20 protein-coding genes and 4 tRNA genes are annotated in these 24,416 nt (G+C 67.2%); 11 read left to right on the top strand and 13 right to left on the bottom strand.

Translation table 11 applies throughout. From position 1 onward, the window contains the following. Positions 1–71 precede the first annotated feature (71 nt). A complete protein-coding gene (locus tag IT779_RS30320) occupies positions 72–509 on the top strand; it encodes a DUF6069 family protein (RefSeq protein ID WP_196152887.1) in 438 nt (145 codons plus the stop codon). A 57-nt stretch (positions 510–566) separates the two neighbouring features. Here the strand turns inward: IT779_RS30320 and IT779_RS30325 are convergent, their stop codons facing one another. From IT779_RS30325 to IT779_RS30350, 6 genes are all read right to left on the bottom strand, one after another. Continuing rightward, entirely contained in the window at positions 567–1,346 is a 780-nt protein-coding gene (locus tag IT779_RS30325) for a polyprenol monophosphomannose synthase (protein ID WP_198429104.1), read from the bottom strand. Positions 1,347–2,705: 1,359 nt separating this feature from the next. Continuing rightward, a tRNA-Phe gene (locus IT779_RS30330) sits at positions 2,706–2,779 on the bottom strand. A gap of 58 nt (positions 2,780–2,837) precedes the next feature. Continuing rightward, positions 2,838–2,911 (bottom strand) — tRNA-Asp (locus IT779_RS30335). 28 nt (positions 2,912–2,939) lie between these two features. Further along, positions 2,940–3,012 (bottom strand) — tRNA-Glu (locus tag IT779_RS30340). Positions 3,013–3,151: 139 nt separating this feature from the next. Further along, entirely contained in the window at positions 3,152–3,817 is a 666-nt protein-coding gene (locus IT779_RS30345) for a TetR/AcrR family transcriptional regulator (RefSeq protein WP_196152888.1), read from the bottom strand. A gap of 955 nt (positions 3,818–4,772) precedes the next feature. Next, a tRNA-Lys gene (locus tag IT779_RS30350) sits at positions 4,773–4,845 on the bottom strand. Between the two features lie 652 nt (positions 4,846–5,497). On the opposite strand from IT779_RS30350, the gene IT779_RS30355 reads away from it, so the two are divergent. The 4 genes from IT779_RS30355 to phoU all read left to right on the top strand — a co-directional run bounded on the left by IT779_RS30355 (position 5,498) and on the right by phoU (position 11,002). Continuing rightward, positions 5,498–6,463: an acyl-ACP desaturase gene (locus IT779_RS30355; protein ID WP_196152889.1), complete on the top strand. Its 966-nt coding sequence runs from the start codon at positions 5,498–5,500 to the stop codon at positions 6,461–6,463. A 144-nt stretch (positions 6,464–6,607) separates the two neighbouring features. Continuing rightward, positions 6,608–7,735, top strand: coding sequence for a tRNA dihydrouridine synthase DusB (gene dusB, locus IT779_RS30360; RefSeq protein ID WP_198429124.1), 1,128 nt, complete (start codon positions 6,608–6,610; stop codon positions 7,733–7,735). 313 nt (positions 7,736–8,048) lie between these two features. Further along, positions 8,049–10,241, top strand: coding sequence for an LCP family protein (locus IT779_RS30365; RefSeq protein ID WP_196152890.1), 2,193 nt, complete (start codon positions 8,049–8,051; stop codon positions 10,239–10,241). A 98-nt stretch (positions 10,242–10,339) separates the two neighbouring features. Then, positions 10,340–11,002, top strand: a complete 663-nt coding sequence (gene phoU / locus IT779_RS30370) for a phosphate signaling complex protein PhoU (protein WP_196152891.1) — start codon at positions 10,340–10,342, stop codon at positions 11,000–11,002. 163 nt (positions 11,003–11,165) lie between these two features. Here the strand turns inward: phoU and pstB are convergent, their stop codons facing one another. From pstB to IT779_RS30400, 6 genes are all read right to left on the bottom strand, one after another. Then, on the bottom strand, positions 11,166–11,942 hold the full coding sequence (gene pstB / locus IT779_RS30375; protein WP_196152892.1) for a phosphate ABC transporter ATP-binding protein PstB: 777 nt from the start codon (positions 11,940–11,942) through the stop codon (positions 11,166–11,168). 18 nt (positions 11,943–11,960) lie between these two features. Further along, positions 11,961–12,866, bottom strand: coding sequence for a phosphate ABC transporter permease PstA (gene pstA / locus IT779_RS30380; protein ID WP_196152893.1), 906 nt, complete (start codon positions 12,864–12,866; stop codon positions 11,961–11,963). Further along, positions 12,866–13,864 carry a phosphate ABC transporter permease subunit PstC gene (gene pstC / locus IT779_RS30385; protein WP_196152894.1) on the bottom strand — a complete coding sequence of 333 codons (999 nt, stop codon included), beginning with the start codon at positions 13,862–13,864 and terminating at the stop codon, positions 12,866–12,868. The genes pstA and pstC overlap by 1 nt, the downstream gene beginning before the upstream one ends. Before the next feature lie 91 nt (positions 13,865–13,955). Next, positions 13,956–15,068 (bottom strand): phosphate ABC transporter substrate-binding protein PstS, encoded by a 1,113-nt coding sequence (gene pstS, locus IT779_RS30390; protein WP_196152895.1) that lies wholly within the window; start codon positions 15,066–15,068, stop codon positions 13,956–13,958. A 262-nt stretch (positions 15,069–15,330) separates the two neighbouring features. Next, positions 15,331–16,242 carry a mycothiol synthase gene (gene mshD / locus IT779_RS30395; protein WP_196152896.1) on the bottom strand — a complete coding sequence of 304 codons (912 nt, stop codon included), beginning with the start codon at positions 16,240–16,242 and terminating at the stop codon, positions 15,331–15,333. Positions 16,243–16,538: 296 nt separating this feature from the next. After that, complete coding sequence (locus IT779_RS30400) at positions 16,539–17,303, bottom strand: winged helix-turn-helix transcriptional regulator (RefSeq protein WP_196152897.1); 765 nt, start codon at positions 17,301–17,303, stop codon at positions 16,539–16,541. A gap of 182 nt (positions 17,304–17,485) precedes the next feature. Here IT779_RS30400 and IT779_RS30405 point away from each other — a divergent pair, with 182 nt between their 5' ends. From IT779_RS30405 to IT779_RS30430, 6 genes are all read left to right on the top strand, one after another. Then, on the top strand, positions 17,486–18,307 hold the full coding sequence (locus IT779_RS30405; protein WP_196152898.1) for an LmeA family phospholipid-binding protein: 822 nt from the start codon (positions 17,486–17,488) through the stop codon (positions 18,305–18,307). Beyond that, positions 18,304–18,753: a thioredoxin family protein gene (locus IT779_RS30410; RefSeq protein WP_196152899.1), complete on the top strand. Its 450-nt coding sequence runs from the start codon at positions 18,304–18,306 to the stop codon at positions 18,751–18,753. Before IT779_RS30405 ends, IT779_RS30410 begins: the two co-directional genes overlap by 4 nt. A gap of 272 nt (positions 18,754–19,025) precedes the next feature. Beyond that, positions 19,026–19,526: a DUF4395 domain-containing protein gene (locus IT779_RS30415; protein WP_196152900.1), complete on the top strand. Its 501-nt coding sequence runs from the start codon at positions 19,026–19,028 to the stop codon at positions 19,524–19,526. Between the two features lie 31 nt (positions 19,527–19,557). Beyond that, positions 19,558–20,391 (top strand): sulfurtransferase, encoded by an 834-nt coding sequence (locus IT779_RS30420; protein WP_196152901.1) that lies wholly within the window; start codon positions 19,558–19,560, stop codon positions 20,389–20,391. 4 nt (positions 20,392–20,395) lie between these two features. After that, positions 20,396–20,701 carry a DUF1416 domain-containing protein gene (locus IT779_RS30425; RefSeq protein WP_196152902.1) on the top strand — a complete coding sequence of 102 codons (306 nt, stop codon included), beginning with the start codon at positions 20,396–20,398 and terminating at the stop codon, positions 20,699–20,701. A 197-nt stretch (positions 20,702–20,898) separates the two neighbouring features. After that, entirely contained in the window at positions 20,899–21,630 is a 732-nt protein-coding gene (locus IT779_RS30430) for an FABP family protein (protein ID WP_196152903.1), read from the top strand. Between the two features lie 451 nt (positions 21,631–22,081). Here the strand turns inward: IT779_RS30430 and IT779_RS38225 are convergent, their stop codons facing one another. Then, positions 22,082–24,217 carry an ATP-binding cassette domain-containing protein gene (locus IT779_RS38225; RefSeq protein WP_232542270.1) on the bottom strand — a complete coding sequence of 712 codons (2,136 nt, stop codon included), beginning with the start codon at positions 24,215–24,217 and terminating at the stop codon, positions 22,082–22,084. Positions 24,218–24,416 lie beyond the last annotated feature (199 nt).

A 24,416-nucleotide genomic window follows, 5' to 3' on the forward strand; every position in this document is an offset into this window, starting at 1 on the left:
CTCAAGATTCATTGAGGTTTGATGATGGGACTCACAGCATTCTCACAGCTTGCACTCAGGAGACCGCCATCATGACCACTGTGAATCCCACAACCGGCAGCCTGCCCGTACCGTCGCTCAACCGTCCCGTCGCCGTCGGCGGCGCCGTCCTCACCGCACTGGTGGTGAACCTCGTCATCTGGCTCATCGGCGCGGCGGCGGGCGGCGATTTCACCACGATCGACGGCGACAAGACCCAGGATGTGGCGCCCGGCGGCGTGATCGTCCTGTCCACCGTCCCGCTGCTCATCGGCCTCGGCGCCGCCGCACTCCTGTCCTACCGCTGGATCGTCGTGCTCAGGGTGGCCGCCGCGATCGGCTCGGTGCTGGCGCTGGCCACCATCTTCGGCACCATCGCCGCCGACTTCGACACGGCATCGACCGTATCCCTGGCACTGATGCACGTCGCGCTCGTCCCGATCCTGATCATCAGCACCGAAGGACTGCGCAAATACCTCACCCAGGGGTGAACCGCCCCCGATCCTGCCCCGCGCCCCCACGGACGCGGGGCCGCCTGGATTCCGGGCTCAGACCGAACGGCCGAACAACAGCTTCCACGGCATGAGCGCCGATTCCAACTGCACCTTGAGGCTCATCTTGGACGCGCCGAGTGTGCGCTCCTCGAAGCGGATCGGCACCTCGGCGATCGCGACGCCCTTCTTCACGGTGCGGTAGTTCATCTCGACCTGGAACGAGTAACCGTTGCTACGGATCGAGCCGACGTCGATGGTGCGCAACGTCTGCGCCTTCCACGCCTTGAACCCGGCGGTGGCATCCTTCACGCCGAGCCGCAGGATGAGGTTGACGTAGAAGTTCGCCCAGGCCGACAGCGCCTTGCGGTACCACTTCCATTCCTCGGCCGTCGACCCGCCCGGCACGTAGCGCGACCCGAGCACCACCCCCGCGTCGGTGCCCGTCAACTTCTCCAGCATGGCCGGGATCACTTCCGCCGGATGCGACAGGTCGGCGTCCATCTGGATCACCACGTCGGCGCCTTCGTCCAGCGCCCGCGTGATCCCCGCGACATACGCGCGCCCTAGCCCGTCCTTCTCGGTGCGATGCAGCACACCCACCACATTCGGCAGCTCCGCCGCGAGCTTGTCGGCGACTTCGCCGGTGCCGTCCGGCGAACTGTCGTCAACGACGAGAATGTGCAGGTCGGGCACCGGCAGTGCCGTAAGCCGCTCCACCGCAACCGGCAGATTCTCCCGTTCGTTGTATGTCGGCACAACAACGGTAACCCTCAAGGGTCGCCCTCCCTGCTCACCAGCTCCCGCCCGCACGACCCACTCCGGACCGCCGAACATGTCGGTTGATTTCCGAGCAACCCTAATAGATGGACCTGACGAGCACATGAGCGGTATTAGGCGGGCCGATCAGCCACCATCCCGCCAAGACCGATCCCGAGCATCCTCCCGCTCGTTGCGAGCCCGAACGATCTCCAAGGCCCGCTCCGCGGTCGCCTGATCCGGATAAGGCCCCATCCGATCCGCGAACCAACACCTCCGCCCACGCTCGGCCCGCTGATGCTTCAAGCAGTAGTACCACTTTTCCGCCATACCCCCAGCATCCCACCGTTCCCCCGCCCCAACCCCCTTTTCCTGTGATCAACCTCTCCCCCACCCCACACACAACCCCACCCCACCAAGTCCCACCCCCTAGAACCACCCCTCCCACCGAGACACCCTGTCCGACGCCCCCCAAAAATCCCCCACACAACTCCCCACCCTCACATAAACCCGAGAATCCGATTCACACACAAATCTCACACCCCCACCCCCCGATAGATGGAAGACATCACACACCTCACCCCCGCCAAATACCCCCACCACCCACTACACCACGAATTCCTAATAGTCCGTGCAATTTTCACCACCTCCCCGGTAGATATGTTCAGCCCCAACACATTCCATCCACCCGGAACCGCCCACCCCGGAAAACCTTCCCAATCCACCAGAACCCACCCCTTCCCACACCCCACAACAAAACCCGCAATCCACTACACACCACCAGATTTCACCCACCCCACCACACCACCCCGAGATGTCACGTCATCGACCCCACCCAACCAACCCCACCACCACAAAACACCTCCCCCACGCCACCCAAGCCACGAGAACACCCCGACCCCACCACCCACACAAAGCCACCCCGCACACATCCAAACCCACCACAGCAAATCACCCCCGCAATATCATCCACAAAAAATCCCCACCCAGACTCCCCAACTAATAAAACCCACAAGACACACAATCAAGTAGAAACCCCAACCACCAACCCAAAGATATAAAACCCACCCAATATTCCAGAAGACATACCGCACATTTGAACCAAACACCCCGAAACGAACCCAGAAACCCACAATCCCCACACACCCCGAAAAAGACCCACCACACAACACAACACCACACAACACAACACACAACGCAAAACCCAGCCACTCGGCCCAACCCGAAAAGAAGCCCACCGACAAAATTCCCCACCCCTGAACCACCCCAGCAACCCACCCCCTACCGAAACATCCCCACCCAACGCAACCAACTGTTTCAGGGGGTCCGGGGGGCAGCGCCCCTCCGGGTGGGGCGTGGGGGCTGCGCCCCCACAATACAAAAAACAAGCCGACCCCCACCCGCGCTCTCTGCGGGTAGGGGTCGGCTGTCGGCTTGTGGCCAGGGCCGGGATCGAACCGGCGACCTTCCGCTTTTCAGGCGGACGCTCGTACCAACTGAGCTACCTGGCCGCAGGCACCCGTTCCGAATGCCATATGCGAAGCGCCGGATTTCTCCGGCGCTTATCTGCGACCCTGACGGGACTCGAACCCGCGACCTCCGCCGTGACAGGGCGGCGCGCTAACCAACTGCGCCACAGGGCCTTGCGTGCTTCCAACGGTCCTGAGACCGTACCCCCTACGGGATTCGAACCCGCGCTACCGCCTTGAAAGGGCGGCGTCCTAGGCCGCTAGACGAAGGGGGCTCGCCCCGGATTTCTCCGGACCGGCTTCAACGGTTGTCCGTTGGGAGCTCGCATAGCTTATGACAGCCGCACCGAGTTTCCCAAATCGGCTGGTCAGAGCCGCTCGGTGGCATGGCGCCCCGGTTCGGCGCGCCCGCTGTCACAGGGCGAGTCCGAGTTCCTCGAGGCGGGCCGCGGTGCGCCAGCCGTCTACGCGGAAGCGTTCCGCCCATTCGGGTGTTGCCATGGATTCGATCACCACCTCGAGCGCCTCGCGGAATCGGGACCGCAGGTCGACGGCTCCGCCGAGCAGGTCCACCATGTACCGCTGTCCGGCCAGCGCGGCCGTGAGCGTGCGGGTGAACCGGTCCGGGTCCGCGTCGAGACGCAGCTGCCCGTGCTCGATGGCGCGTACGGCCAGTACGCGGGTGGCGCGGCCGAGGATGCGGCCGCCGCCCGCTTGGACGTCGCGATAGAAGTCCGGTTCGATGATGAGCCGGTACTCCGCCTGCACGATGATGTCGTGTTCGAGCCGCAGCGCGGTCTCGTCGATCATCCCGTGCAGGGTGTCGAGTGGTCCGAGATCTGTTCGCGCGAGCCAACGTTCGGCGGAGCTGCGGTAACGTTCGACCGCCGTCTCCAGCACCGCGCGCGCCAGATCTTCCTTGGAATCGAAATGGAAGTACATCGCCCCCTTGGTGGCGCGCGACCCTTCCAGTATGCGGTTGAGCGATGCAGCGGCATAGCCGCTCTTCCCGAACTCAACGGCGGCGGACCTGATGATCGCCGCGCGTGTCCGGCGGGCCCGCTCTTGCTGCCGTGCCATGCTCGAAACGCCTCCGAAGCCTACTCGCCGCCAATCGGTGCCCCCCGAAAGGAACAAACCCTTGGTGCGAAGTTATGAGTTTTTATCAATACTTCAAACCGGGTTTCCGCCCAGTTTCAAACTTTCGGTACGAAAACTTGCGAAAAACCTGAAACACACCAGCTGGTACAGTCCACCCGCCGGGGTGTACCGCAGGGGTGTACACCCCGGCAATTCATTACTTCTCGGATCAGCCTCCCACGGCGTCGAGTCCAGTGGTCGTGATCGGTCGTACCGTTCGCGACACGTTCGGGCACAACAACGATAAGCCGAATTCCGCTTCCCGCGTATGTTTCGTCGTACTGTCCGGAATTCATCGAGTCGTCACCGTACCCGGAATCGCGATCCGACACGCGGCAAACCGAAGAGTCAGCTCGCGGCCTGCCATGGAAATCCGATACAGCAAACCCTCCGCAACCTGGCGTGCGCCGTGCCGGCTTTCGAATTCGACGAGCGCGCAGCGACGTTCACCCGAGCGATTCCGCACCGCGCCCTCCTCGACACCGGCCGCATTCGATCGCCGACGCAGCACCGACGAGTTCGGGGACGGCCCACTCTTCCAATCGAAAGTTCCTGCCAGACAACATCATTCGATGATATCCAGACCGGATGGCGGTGAACGAAGTTGGGCGACAGATACTTAGCGGAGACCGAGCGGAACCGATACCGGTCGCGCCACGGTAGGCCATCGCGACTCGCCCGACTCCCCGCCGCGCGGACGCGGCGCATCGCGTCTCATCCTGCACCGACCTGCCGCCCCATATCGACGTGTCCCACACACCGCACGGGCGCGAGACACCGATCGACCGACCAAGAGGGATACGGAACCGCAGACGGAACCGGATCAGCCGCGACCGGGAGTACAACGGAATCAAGGGACGTTTACGACGCCGTACCCGTCCACCTTCGCGGTGAGTGCCCCCTGTAGGACTCGAACCTACGACCTAGTGATTAAAAGTCACCAGCTCTACCAACTGAGCTAAAGGGGCTCGGCTGGACAGCCTACCCGACGGCGCGCGCGGGACACGAATGCAGGCTTGCCGCTCCGAACACCCGCCGTGTCACCGACATCCGTTGCCAACGGCGACCGACGCAGACCCCCATACCCTCCGCGCCGGCACCAGAGGGACAGCGAAGTATGGGCAATCGCCGGGTTCGCCCGCCTGCCACGCCGTGAGACCTCACAACGAGAGAACAGGCGCTGCCACGTGTTTCCCAACACTGTCGGCGCGCACTGGAAACCGAGGCCGACACGAGGACAATCGAAGATAGCGGCCCACCGGACACCCGAGCGTCCTCCTCGAGGGATACTCGCCGGTAGCAATGCGACGCCGCACGTGGGAGACGGTGCTAACAACCGCCACCCGCCTGCGATAGACCACTCGCCGCGTTCCGAGGTCGTGCACGGACCGGCGAGAACTCGAGCAACCCCGAAGGACGGGCGAACCACCTAGACTCGACCCCGTTGCCGATCGCCGAAAGGCCGTCGAAGTCGACGGCTACTCGGCGGAAACCGGACGTCACACGTGCCGCGATGCGTTTCGCATCACACCTACGGTGCCGTAAGGTATGGCCGCATCGGCACGGTCTACTCGGGGGACGACCTGCAAGCGTGCACGCACTCACCGAAGGGCTACTTACATGGCAAGGGATCTGACTCAACTCGAGCTTCTGACGGAGTTGGAGCCGGTTGCCGAAGAGAACGTCAACCGGCACCTCTCCCTGGCGAAGGAATGGCATCCGCACGACTACGTCCCGTGGGACGAGGGCCGCAATTTCGCGGCGCTCGGCGGGGTGGACTGGGATCCCGAGCAGTCCCGACTGAACGAGATCGCCAAGGCGGCCATGATCACGAACCTGCTCACCGAGGACAACCTGCCCTCCTACCACCGTGAGATCGCCGAGAACTTCTCCCAGGACGGGGCTTGGGGAACCTGGGTCGGCCGCTGGACCGCCGAAGAGAATCGTCACGGAATCGTCATGCGCGACTACCTGGTGGTCACCCGTGGCGTCGATCCGGTCGCCCTCGAAGAGGCCCGCATGATCCACATGACCAACGGATTCGCCTCCCCCACCGAGGCCGACGCGGGCTTCCTGCACTCGGTCGCGTACGTGACCTTCCAGGAACTCGCCACCCGCGTGAGCCACCGCAACACCGGCAGGGTGTGCGACGACCCGATCGCCGATCGCATGCTGCAGCGGGTCGCCGCCGACGAGAACCTGCACATGATCTTCTACCGCAACCTGTGCGGCGCCGCTCTCGACCTGACCCCCGACCAGGCGATCGAGGCCATCACGCTGATCCTGGAGAACTTCCAGATGCCAGGCGCGGGCATGCCCAACTTCCGCCGCAACGGCGTGCTCATGGCCAAGCACGGCATCTACGACCTGCGCCAGCACCTCGAGGAAGTGGTGCAGCCGGTGCTCAAGAAGTGGAACCTCTTCGAACGCACCGACTTCACCGCGCGCGGCGAAGCGGTCCGCGACCGGCTCGGCCTGTTCCTGGACAAGCTCGGCCAGGACGTCCTCAAATTCGAGGAGCAGCGCGACAAGATGCTGGCCCGCGAGGCCAAGAAGCGCGAACTGGCGGGCGCGGGCGTCAGCTGACCCGCCGCGCACCACAGCGCCACACGCGCCCGCACCGGATCACGGTGTGGGCGCGTGTGACTGCCGCCACCGCTGTTCACCTGTGGCTACGGCCGCGACATCCCGGAATGCGACACTGAACTCGTGACGATGACTACCGAGGCGATGACCACGCTGCGGATCGGGCCGTATCCGGTCGATCCGCCGGTCGTGCTCGCGCCCATGGCTGGCATCACCAATTTGGCCTTCCGCAAGCTGTGCCGCGAATTCGGCAGCTCGACCTCCATCTACGTGTGCGAGATGATCACCGCCCGCGCGGTCGTCGAGCGCAACGAGAAGACGCTGCACATGATGTCCTTCGACGCCGACGAACATCCGCGGTCAATGCAGCTGTACGGGGTCGACCCGGCCACGCTGGGCGAAGCCGTGCGCGTCATCGTCGGCGAGGGATGGGCCGATCACATCGACCTCAATCTCGGCTGCCCGGTGCCCAAGGTCACCCGGCTCGGCGGCGGCGCCGCGCTGCCCTACAAGCGCGCGCTGTTCCGCGACATCGTGCGCGCGATGGTGTCGGCCGCCGAACCGGCCGGGGTCCCGGTCACGGTGAAGTTCCGCATCGGCATCGACGACGAACATCACACCTACCTGAACGCGGGGCGCATCGCGGAGGACGAGGGCGTGCGCGCCGTCGCACTGCACGCGCGCACCGCCGCCCAGCGCTATTCCGGCGAGGCCGACTGGTCGGCCATCGCCCGGCTCAAGGAGGCCGTGCGCGGCGTGCCCGTACTCGGTAACGGCGACATCTTCTCCGCCGCCGACGCGGTGCGGATGATGGCCGAGACCGGCTGCGACGGCGTCGTCGTCGGACGCGGCTGCCTCGGTCGTCCGTGGCTGTTCGCCGAACTGCAGGCCGCCCTGCGCGACCTGCCGCTGCCGGAGGCGCCGAATCTGGGCCGCGTCGGCGAGATCCTGTACCGGCACGGCGCGCTGCTCACCGAACACCACGGCGAGGACAAGGCGATGCGCGATCTCCGCAAGCACATGGCGTGGTACCTGATGGGCTTCCCGGTCGGCGCCGACACGCGGCGCGCGTTCGCGACCGTGTCGAGTCTCACACAGCTGCGCGACCTGGTCGGCGGCCTCGACGCGGACGCGCCCTTCCCGAAGGACGCCGAGGGCCCGCGCGGACGGCAGGGCTCACCGGGCAAGGTCGCCCTGCCGCACGGCTGGCTCGACGACCCGGACGACGCCGCGGTCCCCACGGCCGCCGATGTGATGCACAGCGGCGGCTGAACACGCCGCACGTCACGATTCGAACAATCGAATGTCACGATCGCCGCACCCCGCGCCCGCCCGCATGCGGCCGCGCCCGGCAAACACGCGCACGCGCCGAAACGTGGGCAACGACGATATGGACGCCGAAATCGCTACTATCCAGCTATCGAACGGCGTCACATCTCGCACAACTCTGCGTTGCACTCCTTTCCGCGCCGGACTGGCTCGTCGTGGCGGAATCGTTATCATTGGCGGATCGGTCCTGCCGACGCGCGGTTCGGCGCGGTCGGCGGATACGACACGCGCAGAGACGGAAAAGTGAGGTTCGTTGGTGGGTGACGATCGGCACGGGCAATCGCCACGGCCCGGAGGTCGCGCACCGTGGGAGCGCATTCCCCCGGCGGACCCCGCCGAGCGCGAGGGCTCACGCGCGTCCCGGCGGGCCAGACACGACGCTCCCGAGGAATCGGGCGCGGCGCCACTGACGGTGCAGGAGCTCGTCGAGAAGGTCGACAACGAACGCACCGGCCGCCGACGCCGCGCCGAACCATCCGCGCCTGCCCCCGAATCGGCGCCGCCGCGCGCCGAAGCCCTCTCCCGCGCCCCGGAAAGCGCGTCGCGGCCATCCGGTCGAAGCGCCCCGGAAAGCGCACCCCGCCCGCCCGGCGCGGGCGCCCAGGAAGCCGCGCGCCCGCCCCGGCCCGCCCGCGCACCCGGCGCCGCACCACCCCCCGCGGGCAAGCCCGCGCGCCGCGGCGGCCCGTCCCGCCCCAACACCGGGTCGGTGGTCGTCGACGACATAGCGGGCAAGGCGCCGCCCGCCAACCCCCGACCGGTACCGCGCCCTACGCCAATGGAACCGGCGGAAGCGGTCACCGACATCATCACCCCGGTCACGGAGAAGGACGCCGAACCCGAGGGTGCGAAGCCGAAAGCGAAGACGCGCCCCGCGCGATCCGCGACGCCCGAATCGGTCGGCAAGCCGCTCTCGCGCCTCGCGGCGGGCAGGCAGCGCCGCAATCGCAAACTCAAGACCGGCGGCCGGGTGGCCGCCGCCGCCTTCGCGGTGCTGATCCTGCTGATCACCGGCGGCGGCTGGAGCTACCAGCGTTCGACCGACAACCGGTTCACCCAGGTCTCGGCGTTCGACGACAACCCGGAAGACGTCATCGACTCCGACGCACAGCTCGGTGACGAGAACTACCTCCTCGTCGGCACCGACACCCGCGACGGCGCCAACGGCGAACTCGGCGCGGGCACCCTCGAAGACGCCGAGGGCACCCGTGCCGACACCACCATGCTCGTGCACATACCGAAGGCGAGGAACCGGGTCGTCGTCGTCTCCTTCCCTCGTGACCTCGACGTGACGAGGCCGCAGTGCACCGGCTGGAACAACGACAACCGCAACCCCGCGTACACCAAGGAGTCCTACCCGTCCGCCATGGGTGACAAGCTCAACGCCACCTACGCCCTCGGCGGGCCGAAATGCCTCGTCACGACCATCCAGCGCCTCACCGGCAGCTCGATCAACCACTTCATCGCCATCGACTTCGCGGGCTTCGAGGCGATGGTGAACCAGATCGGCGGCGTCGAGGTGTGCGCCGCCAAACCCATCATCGACGACACGCTCGGCACCGTGCTCGCGCAGGCGGGCAAGCAGCGCGTCGACGGCGCGACCGCGCTGAACTACGTGCGCGCCAGGCACGTCTACGGCGAGGAACGCAGCGACTACGACCGCATCAGCCGCCAGCAGCGGTTCCTGTCCTCGTTGTTGCGCGGCGCGATGTCGAGCCGGGTGCTGTTCGATCCGGGCAAGTTGAACGGCTTCGTCCAGGCCTTCGCCAACCACACCATGGTCGGCAATGTCACATCCAACGACCTGTTGATGCTCGGACGTTCGCTGCAGAAGGTCGACGCGGGCGCGGTCACCTTCATCACCGTCCCGACCGCGGGCACGACGACCTACGGCAACGAGATTCCCCGCGACTCCGATATCAAGGCGATCTTCAAGGCGATCCGCGACGACCAGCCGCTGCCCGGCGAGAAACCGAGCGGCAAATCGGACGCACCGGCCGCTCCCCCGGCCGCGCCCGCGCCGAAACAGTACCGGGCGGTGAGTCCGGCCTCCGTGTCGCTGCTGGTGTCGAACGGTTCGGGCTACGAAGGGCTGGCGCGAACGGCCGCCAACAAACTCAGCGCCCAGGGCTTCACGATCTACAACACCGGCAACTACGCGAACGGCACCTCGCCGACCACGAAGGTCCGCTACGGCACCGGCCTGGACGCCGAGGCCGCCACCGTTGCCACGGCCATCCCCGGCGCGTCCATCGAATCCGCCGACGACCTCGGCGGCATCGTCGAGATCGTGATCGGCGCCGACTCGACGAGCGGGGTCACCGTGCGCGCCCCGACACCGGTCGGGGAAGTGATCACCAACGTGTCCACCGCGGCCACCGATGCGGCGCCGCCCGTCCTGCCCTCCGACCTCGAGCACATCAACGCCGCCGACGAGATCTGCAAGTAGCCTGCGAGCGGCCCGCGCAAGGGCCGAGCGCATATCGCCATCACACATTCATCCGCTGTTGGTGACTTGGACAGTGCGTGGAACTATCGTCTGGGTCCATGCGTGTCATCTACAACGAGCAAATGGCCGATCTCGCCAGCCTATTGGGTGAGATGGCCGGTCTCGCGGGCTCGGCCATGGATCGGGCCACCCAGGCGTTACTGCAAGCCGACCTCGCCGCCGCCGAGTCGGTCATCGGCGAATACGACCGGATCGAGGACATGATCGCCGATGCCGAGGAGCGCGCTTTCGCTCTCCTCGCGCTCCAGGCCCCGGTCGCGGGTGATCTGCGGCAGGTGGTGAGCGCCATCCAGATCGTGCAGGACGTCAACCGGATGGTGGCGTTGGCGCTGCACGTCGCCAAGGTCGCCCGGCGCCGCCACCCCAACCACGCGCTGCCCGAAGCCGTCAACGGCTACTTCGCGGAAATGGGCCGCATCGCGGTGCACATGGGCGAAGGCGCGCGCGAGGTGCTGGAGAACCGCGACCCCGAACGCGCGGCCCAGCTCAACGAAGACGACGAGGCGATGGACGACCTGCATCGCCACCTGTTCACACTGCTGATGGACCGGGAATGGAAGCACGGTGTGGCCGCCGCGGTCGACGTGACCCTGCTCGGCCGCTACTACGAGCGCTTCGCCGACCACGCCGTGGAAATCGGCCGACGGGTGATCTTCTTGGTCACCGGCGTCCTCCCGCCCGACCCCGACTCCGAAGCCTGACCCGAACCACCCGACACGTGTGGTGCCGTCCCCGGCCGGGACGGCCGCACGTGTCGCCGAGAACCTACGACACGCGATCATTGCCCCCGAATACCGAAGAGGCCCACGCGGATTCCGCGCGGGCCTCGTTCGTGTAACTTGGTCCAGCCGAAGCGGGCTGGGTCTAGCCGAAGCGGCCGGAGATGTAGTCCTCGGTCGCCTTCTGTCCCGGGTTCGAGAAGATCTTCTCGGTGTCGTCGATCTCGATCAGCTTGCCCGGCTTGCCCTGGGCCTCCAGGTTGAAGAAGCCGGTCTGGTCACTCACGCGCGCCGCCTGCTGCATGTTGTGGGTGACGATGACGATCGTGAATTCCTTCTTCAGTTCGGTGATCAGATCCTCGATCGCCAGGGTGGAGATCGGGTCGAGCGCCGAACACGGCTCGTCCATCAGCAGCACGTCGGGCGACACCGCGATGGCGCGCGCGATGCACAGACGCTGCTGCTGACCGCCGGACAGGCCGCCGCCCGGCTTGTCGAGGCGGTCCTTGACCTCGTTCCAGAGGTTCGCGCCGCGCAGCGAACGCTCGGCGACCTCGTCGAGTTCGGCCTTGCCGCGCACGCCCTGCAACTTCAGGCCCGCCACCACGTTGTCGCGGATGGACATCGTGGGGAACGGGTTGGGGCGCTGGAACACCATGCCGATGGTGCGGCGCACGCCGACCGGGTCGACGGAGGCGCCGTAGATGTCCTCACCGTCGAGCAGGACCGCGCCTTCGACGCGGGCGTTCGGGGTGACCTCGTGCATGCGGTTCAGCGAACGCAGCACCGTGGACTTACCGCAACCGGACGGGCCGATGAAGGCGGTGACGCTGCGGGGCAGCACGGTCAGGTCCACGTCGGCCACCGCGTGGAATTTGCCGTAGAAGATGTTCAGGTCTTTGACATCGATGCGCTTGGCCATTGCGAGTATCCGTTTCGCTTATCGGTTGCGGGTGAGCAGCTTGTTGACAACCGCCGCCGCCGCGTACAGCAGGGCGATGAGCAGGATCAGCGTCAGGGCGGCGCCCCACACGCGTTCGCGACCCGCGGGCTCGGGATTCGCCAGCTCTTGGTAGATGAGCAGGGGCAGCGAAGCCATGTTGCCGTCGAACATGTTGGTGTTGATCGACTTGGCGTAGCCGACCAGCACCAGCACCGGAGCCGTCTCACCCATGACGCGGGCGAGTGCGAGCAGGATGCCGCTGATCATGCCGGGAGCCGCCGTCGGCACCACGATCCGGACAATCGTCTTCCACTTCGGAACGCCGAGGGCGTAGGACGCCTCCCGCAGTTCGTCGGGAACCAGTTTGAGCATTTCCTCGGTGCTGCGCACCACCACCGGCAGCATGAGCAGCACCAGGGCCAGCGACACCGCGAAGGAGCTCTGCGGGAAGCCGAGGGTGGCGATCCACAGGGCGAAGATGAACAGCGCGGCGACGATGGAGGGCACACCGGCCAGGATGTCGACCATGAAGGTGGTCACCCTGGCGAGCCTGCCCCGGCCGTACTCCACCAGGTAGACCGCGGCCATGATGCCCAGCGGCACCGCGATCACCGCTGCGACCGCGGACTGCACGACCGTGCCGTAGATGGCGTGGTAGACGCCGCCGCCGGTCTGGTCGGGCAGGATGCCCTTCTGCGACTTCTGCCACCAGTCCGCCGAGGCGACCGCGCCGATGCCCTCGCTGATCACCATGTACAGCACCCACACCAGCGGGATGAGGGCGATGACGAAGCACAGGCCGACCAGGCCGGTCGCGACGTTGTTCTTGATCTTGCGGCCCGTGCTCACATCGCGGAAGGTGGGAGCCTTGACGGGCTTGTCGAGTGTCGACGTCGTGGCCATCACGAATTGACCTTTCCGCCTGCCGCGAGGCGAGCGAGGGCGTTGACCACGAAGGTCAACGCGAAGAGCACGAAGCCCGCCGCGATGTAGGCGCCGGTCGGCAGCGGAGAACTGAACTCCGAAGCGGCCGAGGCGATCTTGGAGGCGAAGGTGTAGCCGCCGTCGAACAGCGACCAGCCGCCCGCCTGCGCCGAGGTGCGCAGCACGACGAGGACGGCGATGGTCTCACCGAGGGCGCGGCCGAGGCCGAGCATGGAACCCGCGATGACACCGCTGCGCCCGTAGGGCAGCACCGTCATCCGCACGACTTCCCACTTGGTGGCGCCGAGGGCCTGGGCGGCCTCGATGTGCGCGCGCGGGGTCAGGTTGAAGACCTCGCGCGAGACCGACGTGATGATCGGCAGGATCATCACCGCGAGCACGACGCCCGCCGTGAAGATCGTTCCGCCGCCGCCGATGGACACGTTGCCGTCGGAGAACAGGAAGAACCAGCCGAGGTTGTCGTTCAGGAAGGTCTGCACCGGCTCCAGTTTCGGAGCGAGCACGAGCACGCCCCACAGACCGAAGACGATGGACGGCACCGCGGCCAGCAGGTCGACCAGGGTGGCGAACGGCCGTGCCATCGCCTTCGGCGCGTAGTGAGTCAGGAACAGTGCGATGCCGATGCCGATGGGAACCGCGATCACCAGCGCGAATACCGAGCTGAGCACCGTGACCATGAACAGGTCCTTGATGCCGAAACGCAGGTTGTCGGCATCGGTGGTGCTGAATTCGGTGCTGGTGAAGAAGTTGGCGTTGTCGGCCCTGAGCGAGGGAACCGCGCGGATCAGCAGGAACAGCGCGATCAACGCGATGGACGCGACGATGATCGCGCCCGACGCGACGGCCAGAGACCGGAAGATGGTCTCGGCCCGTTGGCTGTGCGGCTGACGCGCCGTCGAGGGCTCCTTGTCGGAGGGCTCCTTCGTGAGGCTCACGTCATCATTCAGTTCACTCATGTGCGCGGTATCTCCGGCCGCATGCGGGCTCGCCGTCTTCGACGAGCCCGCCGCGGTCACCTCTTCAGGGTGCACGGTCATGACGTCGCGATCAGGAGATGGCGTTGATCGCGGTGGTCAGCCGGGTCTTGAACTGATCGGGGATCGGGATGTACCCGCCCTCCTCGAGACCCTTCTGGCCGTTGGTGACGGCGGAGGTCAGGAACGCCTTGACGGCCTTGCCCGCTTCGGCGTCGCTGTACTTCGAGCACACGATCTCGTAGGTGGCCAACATGATCGGGTAGGTGCCCGCGGTGGTCGGCTTGTAGAACGAGGAGGTGTCGAGCACGAGGTCGTTGCCCTCGCCCTTGATCTTCACGCCGTCGATGGCCTTGCCCGCCGACGCGACCGACAGCTTCACCGGCTCCTTGCCCGCCGAGGTGACGATCTGCGCGACCGACAGGTTCTGCGACTTGGCGAAGGACCACTCGTTGTAGGTGATCGAGTTCTTGGTGCTCTTGATCGCGGCCGAGGTGCCTTCGTTGCCCTTGGCGCCTTCACCGACACCACCGTTGAAGGTCTTGCCGCCGCCCTTGCCCCACGCGCCGTCGGAGGCGGCGTCCAGGTAGAGCTGGAAGTTGTCGGTGGTGCCCGACTCGTCGGAGCGGAAGATCACCGAGATCTTGTCCGAGGGCAACTTGGCGTTCGGGTTGAGCGCCTTGATCTCGGGCGCGTCCCAGGTGGCGACGGAGCCGTTGAACACCTTGGCGGCGGTCGGGCCGTCCAGCACGAGGTCGGTGACGCCGTCGATGTTGTAGGTGATGGCGATCGGGCCGAACACGGTCGGCAGGTTCCACGCGGGGGCGCCGCAGCGTTCCTGGGCCTTCGCGGGCTCCTGCTTGCTGTTGCTCAGCGGGGAGTCGGAGCCGCCGAAATCGGTCTGGCCGCCGATGAACTCGTTGACGCCCGCGCCGGAACCGCTCGAGGTGTAGTTCAACGTGTAGCCGTCGCAGTTGGCCTCGTAGGCCGCGATGAAGCGCTCGATGGCGTTCTTCTGCGAGGACGCGCCACTGGCCTTGAGCGACTTCTTACCGCCGCAGGCGACGCTGCTGTTGGCGGCGTTGCTCGTATCGGTCGAGGTGTTGTCGTCACTGCCACAGGCGGCCAACGGCATGGCGACGACGGCCAGCACGCCGACGAGGGCGCTACTGCGCTTGAGGTTCACTAATTCCTCCGGGAATCGCGTCCGACACGCCCGGTCCCTCACCGGCCCGGGCGGGTGTTGCGGTGCCGTTCGCGGGGAACTTGCGCACCGGGCAGCAAATGCGCTGCCTCTTAGTAACGTAAGGTCGCCCGGTTGACATTTGGACCAGTCTCGGTGAACGGAGAATGAACAGGCCGGCGCGATTCTTTCCGTGTTCCTGGAGATTTGCCCCGGTGTTACTAGAGTTTCGTCCGCAGTCCGAATCGTAGTCGCTCGAGCGCGATCACGCCGGTTCCGGCAAGGCGTAGGCGACGTCGATGTGGGCGGGTGCGAAGCCGAGCCGAGTATAGGTGCGCACGGCCGCGGTGTTGTCGGCCTCGGTGTAGAGCAGGACCTCGGCGAGTCCGCGGTCGCGCAGATGCCGCAAACCGGCCAAGGTCAGCAGGCGACCCAGGCCCCTGCCCTGTTCGGCGGGATCGATGCCGACCACGTACACCTCGCCGACGGGCGGCCGCTCCGCGCCGTGCACCTTGGTCCAGTGGAATCCGAGAATCCGGTCGGGCACGGCCGTCTCGGTGACGATGAACAGACCGTTCGGATCGAACCAGGATTCGGCGCGCCTTGCCGCTATCTCCCGCTCGGACCAACCGCCCTGTTCCGGATGCCAGGAGAACGCCGCGTTGTTCACCCGCAACACCTCGGCGTCGTCGGACGGACCGGCGTAGGCGCGCAGCGAAAGCCCCTCCGGCACGATCAATTCGGGTAGCTTCGGATTTGCCAGCGCCCGGCGCATTTGCCACAGTTCGCGCGCGGTCGCCAATCCGAGCCGGGCCGCCACGCCCTTCGCGGGCGCCAGGTTCCCGTGCGCCCACACCCGCGCGCCCGCACCGCCCTCCGACAGCGCCGCCGCCACCGCCGCGGCGCCGACGCCGCGTCCACGCGCCTGCGGGTCGACGGCCACCTCGGCCATCGCCGGATGCTCGTCGTGCGCGTCCACCAGATTCGCGTAGCCGACGAGTTCGCCCGCGCGCTCGACCAGCAGGTGCCGGGCGGTCGCGGAGTTCAGCGAGAGGACCGCCTGTTCCGACACCGGCGCCACATCGTCGGCGCTCTGCGCGCGCGCGAGCAGACCGCGCACCGCGGCCGCCGTAGGCCCGTCGAGCTCCCGCGTCCACCGCATGGACAGATCAGCCATCACGTCACCCCTCTCACCCGCGGCGCGACCCGCCGCCCGACCGGACCCGCGCACCGGACCCGTCCCGGGAAGCATGCCATCGGGCACGGACATTCCCGAGCCGAGGCATGCACGCCCGTGCCACGGCGACAGCGCCGCTCACCGCCGACGCGAGGAATCGACTGCCGCACGGCGTCCGTCGACGGCGACCGCGAAGTCCACGCCCGGGCGTAGGTCGGACAACCGGGGCGACAGGACGCGGTTCACGGCGACCGCGAAAGGCCGCTCGACGGCTACGACAAGCGAGCCGTGCACAGCTACGGAATCGAGCCGTTCACGGGCGTCAGTGGGGAATCGTCGCCCTCGGTGGTGTCGCCGTCCGGGAAGGACGGGGTTTCGCCCTTCGGGGCCGTGCGCGACGGGCGGACCGCCTTGTAGCCGACATTGCGCACCGTGCCGATCAGCGATTCGTACTCGCTGCCCAGTTTCGCCCGTAGTCGACGCACGTGCACATCGACCGTCCTGGTGCCGCCGAAGAAGTCGTAACCCCACACCTCCTGTAACAGCTGGGCGCGGGTGAAGACCCGGCCCGCGTGCTGCGCGAGGTATTTGAGCAGTTCGAATTCCTTGTAGGTCAGGTCGAGCGGGCGTCCGCGCAGGCGGGCGGTGTAGGTGCCCTCGTCGATGACGAGTTCGCCCAGGGTGATCTTGCCGGTGTTCTCCGGACTCGCGACCCCGCCGTTGCGGCCGACCAGCAGGCGCAGCCGCGCGTCGAGTTCGGCGGGTCCGGTGCCGGGCAGCAGGATGTCGTCGAGGCCCCAGTCGGCGTTCACGGCGACCAGTCCGCCCTCGGTGAGCACGGCCACCACCGGCACCGACGACCCGGTGCTGCCGAGTAGCCTGCACAGCCCTCGGGCCGCGGCCAGATCGGTGCGCGCGTCGACCAGTGCGACATCCGCGGTACCCGCCTCGAGCAGCGAAGCGACCTCGGTCGGCGCGGGACGCACATTGTGTGCGAGCAACGCGAGCGAGGGCAGCACCGATTCGGGGTCGGGGTCGGAGGTCAGCAGGAGCAGCTCCACAGCACTCCTCCTATCTCGTAGCTCCGCAGAACACAGCAACACTGCTTGGCCACGTCGCTGATCACGGTAATTCGGATGCAAGATTAGCGCGTGCGGGCCGATGACCTCGCCATCCGGGTGACAGCGGTGCCCGTAACGAGACCACGAGTACCCGAAACACGCCGCCAAGTACTGTTTCCGGCATGCGCAAGCTGATCATCGGGTTGCTGATACTCGCGGGAATGGCCGTCGTCATCGATTTCGGCGCCGCGGCGTATTCGGAGTATCGCGTGTCGCGGGCGCTGCGGGTCGGGGCCGATCTCAGCGCCGACCCCGAGGTCACCATCCACGGTTTCCCGTTCCTCGGGCAGGCGCTGGAAGGTCGCTACCAGAGCGTCGGGATCCGGGCGCAGGTGGTGCGGCCCGACATCTCGGGGCAGATCTACGTCGAGGCCAACCTGACCGGCGTGCGGCTGCCGTTCCGCGACCTGTCCGACGGGAACGTGCGGCGGGTGCCGGTGGAGAAGCTGGACGCGCGAATGGTGATCGAACCGGTTGAGCTCGGGCGCATGTTCAACATCCCGGATCTGCAGGTGCACTCGCGCCCCGCCGACAAGTCCGACGGCACCGGCGGCTCCGGCGGCTCCGGCATGACCACCACCACCGACGGCCTGATCCTCACCGGCACGCTGCCCGGCACGGTGACCAAACCCGGCGGCAACGGCGCGCAGCTGTCCGGCGACAAGGTGAGCGTGCAGGCCGAGTTGCGCCTGGTCGGCACGCAGGTGGAGATCACCGCGACCGGTTTCTACCGAGGCACCGGACCCGATCTGCCGACCTCGACCATGGAGGTGCCCGAGGTGGACCGGCCCGCCGTGCTCGCCATGTTCTCGCGCATCATCGATACCAAGGAACTTCCCTTCGGTATCCAACCGACCAAGGTGTTCGCCCTCGGCGGCCAGATCCAGGTCGAGGGGAAGGGCGAGAACGTGACGATCGATCTGGACAGATTGCAGAGACCATGATTCCCATCACAATCCTCGCGGTGATTCTCATCACAGCCACCGCGCTCGGCTTGGCGCTGCGCGGACGCGAAGGCGCCGTGCGCGCCGCCGCGAAAGCCGATGAGCACCCCGCCGCGCGCGCCGAACTGCTCGCCACCGCAGGAATCACCGGCTCGGTCCCGGCCGTGCTGCACTTCTCCGCCGACTGGTGCGGGCCGTGCGCCGCGGTACGCCGAGTGGTTGCGGGCGTCACCGAGGAGCTGTCCGAAACCTCGCTGCCGCCAAGGGATATCGAAGTCGACATCGACGCCGAACCCGCACTGGCGCGCGCGCTGAACGTGCTTTCGCTGCCGACCACGTTCGTCTTCGACGCCCTCGGCCGCGAGCGATTCCGCATCTCCGGCGTGCCCAAAGCGGGCGATCTGCGCACCGCGCTCGCCCCCTTGACGGTCGAGCACCCTGCCTGACGTGCACTGATAGGCGAACTGGGCGATCCGGGTCAAATTGTTCGGCGTTATTGGGTAAAGTGTCTGGCGTGCAATCCGACCACGAGCTGATGCTCACCCGACGCCGCACAGTTGATCTGTGCCGCCTCGGTGGTTGTTGCTGCCTGTGCCGCTGACCGGTCGGTCGTCGCTGTCCTGACGCCGGCCCCGCGTTCACCGCGCGAGAGATCTTCGATCCCCCGGTGAATCGGCAAATCCCGCCATCCGAGATGTTCAGCGCAGGAGAATCCCCGATGTCGTCAGATTCCGTAAACACAACGAGGCGCCCCGACCCTTTGGCCCCCGTCGACGTGCGCGGCCCCCGTTTCGCGGCCTGGGTCACCACCGTCGTACTCGTGATCGTGCTGCTCGCCGCGGTCGTCTCCCCGATCCTCGCCGCCGTCCTCATCGCCGCCCAGGGCGTGGTCTTCGCCATCGGCGCGTGGCTCGGCCCGCGGCGGCACCCCTACGGCCGGATCTTCGCCGCGCTCGTCGCGCCGCGCGTCGGCCCGACCGTCGAAACCGAACCGACGGCGCCGCTGCGGTTCGCCCAATTGCTCGGCCTGATCTTCAGCGCCGTCGGCCTGCTGGGATTCCTGGCGGGCTCCACCGTCGTCGGCGCGATCTTCGCCGGCTTCGCCCTGTTCGCGGCGTTCCTGAACGCGGCGTTCGGGATCTGCCTCGGCTGCCGGATCTATCCGCTGGCAGCCCGGCTGCGCCGGAGCGCACCCGCCGAAGCTCCGGCACCGAACTGATCCCCGCAAGTCACCCCCCGAAAGGAACAACATGGCTCGCTCCGATGTCCTGGTCTCCGTCGACTGGGCCGAAGAGAACCTCAACGCCCCCGGCGTCGTCTTCGTCGAGGTCGACGAGGACACCTCTGCCTACGACGGTGGACATATCGAGGGCGCCGTCCGGCTCGACTGGAAGAAAGACCTCCAGGATCAGGTTCGTCGCGACTTCGTCAACCAGGAGCAGTTCTCGGACCTGCTGTCGGCCCGTGGCATCTCCAACGACGACCAGGTCGTGCTGTACGGCGGAAACAACAACTGGTTCGCGGCCTACGCGTACTGGTACTTCAAGCTCTACGGCCACACCGACGTCAAGCTCCTCGACGGTGGCCGCAAGAAGTGGGAACTCGACGGACGCCCGCTGTCGGCCGACGCCGTGAGCCGCCCCGCGACCCAGTACAAGGCCGCGGCGCCCGACCTGTCCATCCGCGCCTTCCGCGACGAGGTCATCGCCGCCATCGGCACCAAGAACCTGGTCGACGTGCGGTCCCCCGACGAGTTCTCCGGCAAGATCCTCGCTCCCGCGCACCTGCCGCAGGAGCAGAGCCAGCGTCCCGGCCACATCCCCAGCGCCATCAACGTGCCGTGGAGCAAGGCCGCCAACGAGGACGGCACCTTCAAGTCCGACGCCGAACTCACCGAGATCTACAAAGAAGCGGGCCTGGACGGCGAGAAGGAGACCATCGCCTACTGCCGGATCGGTGAGCGTTCCTCGCACACCTGGTTCGTGCTCCAGGAACTGCTCGGACACCAGAACGTCAAGAACTACGACGGTAGCTGGACCGAATACGGCTCCCTCGTCGGAGCCCCGATCGAGTTGGGAGAGTAATCACATGTGCGCAGCACCCACCCAGGGTCAGACCATCCCCGCGGGCGTCGACGTGGAGAAGGAGACGGTCATCACCGGCCGTGTCCTGAGCACCGACGGCCAGCCCGTCGGCGGCGCCTTCGTGCGACTGCTCGACGGCAAGGGTGATTTCACCGCCGAGGTCGTCGCCTCCGGCACCGGTGACTTCCGCTTCTTCGCCGCCCCCGGCGCGTGGACCGTGCGCGCGCTGTCCTCGTCGGGCAACGGCTCCGCCGAGGTCCGCCCCGAGGGCGCGGGCATCCACAGCGTGGACGTCGCGGTCGCCAAGTAAGCGCCGCACGGCGCCGTCCGACACAACGGCCCCGGTAGCCTCCTCTTCGCGAGGAAGCACCGGGGCCGTTGTGTCGGACGGCGCGCAAGTCGTTAGACTCCGAATGTGGTCCTCTTCTTCGAGATTCTGCTGGTGGCCGTCGCCATCCTCATCGGATGGTTCGGGCTGTACGTCTTCTACCGCCTGTTCACCGAATCATGAGTGATCTCGCGAGCGAAGGTTCCAATCCGGCCGAGCGAGCGAGTGAACACACGAACGGCAACGGCACGAACGGCGGCGGCACGAACGGCGGCGGTGCGCATCCCGCTCGTCGCAGTGGTGACGAAGCGGTAGCCGAAGCCGCCGAGCGCGCGAAATCGACCGGCATCCGGAACATACCGGTCCTGCCGAACCTTCCGCTGCCCGAAGACACCGCCAACCTGCGGCTCGGGCCGGATCTGAGCGCCGCCATGCTCGCGCTGCTGCCCATGGTCGGGGTGTGGCGCGGCGAAGGCGAAGGCAACGACCCGGAACGCGGCGACTACCACTTCGGCCAGCAGATCGTGGTCTCCCACGACGGCGGCGACTACCTCGCCTGGGAGTCACGCTCCTGGGTCATCGAACCCGACGGCGCGTACGGCGGACCCGACCTGCGCGAAAGCGGCTTCTGGCGAGTCGGCGTCGACGGCGACGACGAGGTCATCGAACTGCTGCTCACCCACAGCACCGGCATCGTCGAACTGTTCTACGGGACCGCCCTCACCCAGTCCTCCTGGGAACTCGCCACCGACGTGGTCATCCGATCCCAGTCCGGCATCGTCGTCGGCGGCGCCAAACGCCTCTACGGCATCGTCGAAGGCGGCGACCTCGCCTACGTCGAGGAACGCGTAGTAGCCGACGGCCCCCTCGAACCCCGCCTCTCCGCCCGCCTCCAGCGCTACATCGGCTGATCCGCCTGCGCCACGTCCGGTGGACCCAGCCCTATCCCCGGCGACCGATCGCGGTCAGATCGATATCGATGGAAAACGGCACACCGACCTTCAGCCGATCGTGAAAAATTCCCACCGGCACATACCGATTCGACGCCGGATCCAGTTCGTACACGTACAAGCCTAACGTCGTCGCGGCGGTTCATATACAAAGGAAAATCCGTGCCGGAACGGAACGACCCCCGAGCTTTCCGGTGCGGGGTGAACCTGCACGGGCCCGGTCGGACAAGACCGGGGGCTCGGGGGTCGGGTGGCTGTTTTGGATTCGCTGGCGCTCGCGCGGCGGAATCCACCTTGCAGCTGTCGCTAGCGGACAGCCACCTCACATGTCCGTTGAACTACCATTCTTCGAACCACCTCCTTCCTTGTGTACCGACGAGGTTAGCGAAGGCGGGGGTGGACGTGCAACGGATTATTCGGTGGGTGGAATCCGGTGCGTCCGCACGGTGACGTCGCCCTCGGCGTCGAGGTGGACGACCAGGTCGGCGTGATGGTCCTCGGGGAGTTGGTGGGTGACCACGACCACGGTGCGGTCCGGTTCCACCAAGCCGCCCGTCGGGTCGAGCAGGTCCCGCAGGAGTCGGGCGCCCGCTTCGGCTTCGAGATGTTCGGTGGGTTCGTCGAGCAGCAGCGTGCGCGCGGGGGCGACGAGCGCGCGGGCCAGCAGGATACGGCGGCGCTGACCACCCGAAACCGCCGCGGCGCCGCCGACCAGATCGGTGTCCATACCGTTCGGAAGAGCGTCGAGCCAATCCCCAAGCCCCACCGCCCGCAGCGCCTTCTCCCCCTCCGCCTCGGTCAGGTCCCCGCGCGCCACGCGCAGGTTCTCCAGCACCGAAGTGCCGAACAGGTGCGCGTCCTCGGCGAAGAAGGTCGTATCGGGCGCCGGCGATCCGAACAGTCCGGCCCAATGCATGAGCAACGTCGTCTTCCCCGCACCGCTCGGACCGACCACCGCGATCCGCCTGCTTTTCGGAAGCGGAGGAAATCCGCGCACGAGCCGGGGCACAGGCACCACCTCGGCTGCCGCACCCGGCACAGCCACCACCTCGGCTGCGACGCCCGGAGTCGGAACCACACCGGCGTGCGCGGTGGGTGTCGCGAGCTTGTGATCGGATGCGCCGAGTCGTTGCCCCCCGTCGATCCTGCCGACCGGCCCGCGCGCGATGTGCTGTCCCGGCGGAACGGCATGGCCGGATCGGGACGGATCCCGGTCGAGAGCGCTCCCCGCAGCGAGTTCGTCGACCGATCGGCCATGGTCGACCGGTCGGCCATGGCGGCGGCGACCGCGGCGTTCGTGGTGACGCGACTCACGGCCGGAGGCGGAGTGCTCGATACCGGTCGGCGAGTGCGCGATCAGGCGGTGGTAGGCGGCGCGGGCGGTGGTCAGGGTTCGGGCGGCGACCGGTAGCGGTCCTACCGCTTCGAAGGCCGACAGTGGCAGCAGGACGAGGATGGTCAGCGCCATCGGGGTCATCGCCGCGGGAGCGCCGCCGTCGGGACCGTAGACGGTGATGCCGATGAGCAGTGCCGCCAGCACCGTGACCCCGATCGACGCGGGGGTCATCGCGACCGCCAACGCGCCGCGCGAAGCGGCCGAGTCCTCGGCGGCGACCGCACGCCGACCCGCCGCACCCGCCGACCGCACGGCATCGTCGAGCTTCCCCGCGACCCGCAGTTCGGCGGCATGATCGAGCACGGTGAGCGCACGCGCGGTGAACTCCGCGCGATCCGTGCGCACCGCCGTCTCGGCGTCGCGCGCCGCCCGCGCCGAAACCAACGGCGCGACCACACCCGCGACCAGCAACGCGACAGCCAGAATCACCGCCGCCGCGGGCGATATCGTCGCCAACAGCACCGTCGCGGCGGTCGAGAGAATCACCGCGACGGCAACCGGCACGAACACCCGAACCACCACCGCGCCGAGATCATCGATATCCGCACCGATCCGAACCAGCAGATCCCCGCGCCGCACCGCCGCACCTACTTGCGCGGAGCCATCGAAACCCGACTCGACACCATCGCGGCCGGATCGCTCGGCCCCGCCGAAATCCGGCTCCCCAGTAGCGGTGTACCGCCGCACACCGTCGGGGCCCGGCCCGAAACTCGCGCGGCCCGACTGTTCCGCACCGGCGAAACCTGGCTCTACGGCCGCGCGGTCATCGACATCGCTCCCACTGCGGCTCAACGGTCCGCCGTCGACCGATCCCGCAGCGCTGGGTTCCGCGTCTTTCGTCTCCCGATGCCGCAGCCACATGTCCGACCGCGCCACCGTGCGGTACACCGTCGTCCGAGCGATCGTCATCGAGCGCAGCGCGACATCATGGGTGGCGAGTCTTTCCAGGTACCGCGCGACTCCACGCGAGATCCCCAACGCGCGGACCGCGACCACGGCCACACTGAGGTCGAGCACCGGTGGCATCTGCCACGCTCGCGCGATCAGCCACGCCGACAACGCCGCCAAGGCCAGCGCACTGCCCAGCGCCACTGCCCCCCACCCGATCGCGGCCAGCACTCGCCACGGTGACAGGGACAGCAGTTGCCACATTCCGCGCAGGTCTCGCACCACCGAGCCCGCGGTCCGTACGCCGCGAATGCCGGGGCCCTTGCGGATCCGAGCCGTCGGCGGAATCATTTCCGACCGCCTACCGCAGCAGCCATCGGTCCACCGCCCGCTGCCGCACCATGGCGCGGCGTCGGCACCGACCACCCCGCACGAACAGGAGTGACGGTGTCGAACCGCCGTC

Origin of the sequence: Nocardia bovistercoris (assembly GCF_015674855.1) — a bacterium.
Lineage (GTDB): Bacteria > Actinomycetota > Actinomycetes > Mycobacteriales > Mycobacteriaceae > Nocardia > Nocardia bovistercoris.